The following is a 2822-nucleotide window of genomic DNA, read 5'->3' on the forward strand; positions in this document are numbered from 1 at the left end:
GGCGGCGGTCGTCGGCGCGGGCTCGGGCGGCTGCAGCTTGCCGGCGCTCTGCAGCTCGGCCAGGGTCGGGCCGGCGCCGGCATCTTCCTCCGCGGCTTCGCCGGCGGGACGGCGGCGCAGGCCCTTCAGGCGCGGCTGCAGCACCAGGCCGGCCGCCACCACCAGGCACAGGCCGGAGAGCAGGAATTCGGTCATCGCGCTGGAGGCGCCGTCGGACACAGGCGCGGCGGACACCACGCGCAGCTGCGTGCCCGGCAGCTTCACCGCGCCGAACTCGGCGCCGTTGGCCAGCGCGGCGTCGCCACGCTCGACCACGCTGTGGCGGCCCTGGCGCAGGGCCAGGTAGGTCTTGTCCGTCAGGGCGGCCGCTTCGATCGGCGCGGTCAGGGTTTCCAGCGGCAGGCGCACGTAGGCCAGCGTGAGCACGCGGCCGTCGGCCAGCACGGGAGCGGCCAGGGCCAGGCGCGGGCCGCCGGCGTCCATCACTACGGCGGCGCGGGTGGCGTTGTCCTGCAGAGCCAGTTCGAGCACGCCGAGCTTGCCGTAGCCGAAGGCCTTCGGGTCGGCATAGCCGGTTTCCAGGCCGGGGTCATGCCATTCCACCGCCTCGACGCCGCTCCAGCCGTCGGTGATGAGCTTGCTGGCCGCCTCGGTATCGTCGCGCTGCAGCGCGGTGGCGAGCGCGATCTTCACGCGCCGGGATTCGAGCTGTTCCACCGCCGACTGCAGCGCCGCGGTGGCCTGCGTGCCCACGCTGGCGCGCAGGCTGTCGCTGCCGGCCTGCAGCTGGCCGGAGGCCGTGGCCTGCCAGCCGTTCCAGCCGAACCAGGCCGCCGCCAGCAGCGCCAGGGCGGCAAGCGCCCAGGCCGGCTTGATGGAATTGATCGCGAGCTTCTTCATGCTTCCCCCTGGTTACGGCGCGGCCCGGGCCACCCCGTTCAACGCACGCCGGTGTGGCCGAAGCCACCTTCGCCGCGCGCGCTGCGTTCGAATTCGTCCACCTGCCGGAACACCGCCCGTGCCACGGGCAGGAACACCAGCTGGGCAACGCGATCCCCCGGCGTGATGGTGATGGCAAACCGTCCGCGATTCCAGAGGCTCACCATCAGCGGGCCCTGGTAGTCGGCGTCGATCAGGCCCACCAGGTTGCCCATCACCAGGCCCTGCTTGTGGCCCAGGCCCGAGCGCGGAAGGATGACCGCGCACAGCCCCGGGTTACCGATGTGGATTGCGATGCCGGTGGGCACCAGCTGCGCCTCGCCGGGCGCCAGCTCGATCGGCTGGTCGAGCATGGCGCGCAGGTCCATGCCGGCCGACAGCGCGGTGGCGTATTCGGGCAGCGGGAATTCGCTGCCCAGGCGCGGGTCCAGGCGCTTGAGTTCGATCTCGGCGGTCATTCCATGGCCTCCAGGCGGTCGGCAAGCAGTTGCAGCAGTTCGCGGGCGACCCGGGTCTTCGGGCCGTGGGCGATGTCGTGGCGGCCGTCGCGCCAGAACACGCTGAGCGCGTTGTCGTCGCCCTCGAAGCCGTGCCCGGCGCGGGAGACGTCGTTGGCGGCGATCAGGTCCAGGCCCTTGCGGTGCAGCTTGTCGCGGGCATAGGCCTCCAGGTCCTGGGTTTCGGCCGCGAAGCCCACCACCAGGCGCGGGCGCGCGGCGTGTGCGGCCACGTCGGCCAGGATGTCGGCGGTGCGCACCAGGGTGATGGCCAGGCTGTCGCCGGATTTCTTGAGCTTCTGCGGCAGCGTTTCGGCCGGCGCGTAATCGGCCACGGCGGCGGCGCCGATGTAGGCGTCCATGCCGGGCAGCGCGGCCAGCACGGCCTCGCGCATCTGCGCGGCGCGGCGCACGTCCACCCGGGTGACGCCCGGCGGCGTGGGCAGCGACACCGGGCCCGCGACCAGCGTGACCTCGGCGCCCATCCGGCGCGCGGCGTCGGCGACGGCGAAACCCATCTTCCCGGAGCTGCGGTTGCCGATGAAACGCACCGGGTCGATGTCTTCGAAGGTGGGGCCGGCGCTGACCAGGAGGCGACGCCCGGACAGCCGTGGCGGCAGCAGGCTGGCTTCGACGGCGGCGACGATCTGGCCGGGTTCGAGCAGGCGGCCGGCGCCGACTTCGCCACAGGCCTGGTCGCCGCTGGCGGGGCCGAGGATTTCGACGCCGCGCGCCTGCAGCGTGGCCACGTTGGCCTGGGTGGCGGGGTGGGCCCACATCACCCGGTTCATCGCCGGCGCCACCAGCAGCGGGGCTTCGGTGGCCAGGCACAGGGTGCTGAGCAGGTCGTTGGCGCGGCCCTGGGCCAGGCGGGCGAGGGTGTTGGCGCTGGCCGGCGCCACCAGCACGCGGGTGGCCCAGCGCGCGAGTTCGATGTGCCCCATCGCCGCCTCGGCCGCCTCGTCCCACAGCGAACTGCGCACCGGGTGGCCGGACAGGGCCTGGAAGGTGGTGGAGCCGACGAAATGCAGCGCGGCGGCAGTCATCACCACCCGTACTTCGGCGCCGGCGTCGCGCAGACGGCGGACCAGTTCGGCCGCCTTGTAGGCGGCGATGCCACCGCTGACGCCCAGCAGGATGCGTTGGCCCTTCAGACCGGTCACCGGGTTTCCTTACCTTCGTGAACGCGCCTAGCTTACCCGATGGACCCGCGCCTCCCGACGCCGCCTGGCGCTCGCGCGGCGCAGCCTGTCGGCATGCACCTGCGCGACTGGCCCGAATCCGAACGCCCCCGCGAAAAGCTGCTGGCGCATGGCGCCGGCACCCTGTCCGACGCGGAACTGCTGGCCGTGCTGCTGGGCACCGGCCAGCGCGGCCTGCACGCCG

3 protein-coding genes and 1 pseudogene are annotated in these 2822 nt (G+C 73.2%); 1 reads left to right on the plus strand and 3 read right to left on the minus strand.

What is annotated here, in order from left to right; genetic code table 11:
- The 3 genes and pseudogenes from N790_RS14785 to coaBC all read right to left on the minus strand — a co-directional run.
- Positions 1-900 (minus strand): annotated as a pseudogene (locus N790_RS14785) (hypothetical protein); the annotation flags it as partial.
- Positions 901-938: 38 nt separating this feature from the next.
- Positions 939-1397: a dUTP diphosphatase gene (dut, locus tag N790_RS14790; RefSeq protein WP_043805476.1), complete on the minus strand. Its 459-nt coding sequence runs from the start codon at positions 1395-1397 to the stop codon at positions 939-941.
- The gene (gene coaBC / locus N790_RS14795; protein WP_043805477.1) at positions 1394-2599 is read right to left on the minus strand and encodes a bifunctional phosphopantothenoylcysteine decarboxylase/phosphopantothenate--cysteine ligase CoaBC; all 1206 of its coding nucleotides are present in this window, start codon (positions 2597-2599) and stop codon (positions 1394-1396) included. The genes dut and coaBC overlap by 4 nt, the downstream gene beginning before the upstream one ends.
- Before the next feature lie 93 nt (positions 2600-2692).
- Between coaBC and N790_RS16825 the strand changes: the two genes are divergently transcribed.
- The coding region (locus tag N790_RS16825; protein ID WP_342668348.1) for a UPF0758 domain-containing protein at positions 2693-2822 on the plus strand (130 nt) is incomplete at its 3' end.

Source organism: Arenimonas malthae CC-JY-1 (assembly GCF_000747075.1).
Lineage (GTDB): Bacteria > Pseudomonadota > Gammaproteobacteria > Xanthomonadales > Xanthomonadaceae > Arenimonas > Arenimonas malthae.

Bases quoted from the DNA above. Each gene is read 5' to 3' on its own strand.
- dut (WP_043805476.1), bottom strand. From the start codon at position 1,397: ATGACCGCCGAGATCGAACTCAAGCGCCTGGACCCGCGCCTGGGCAGC.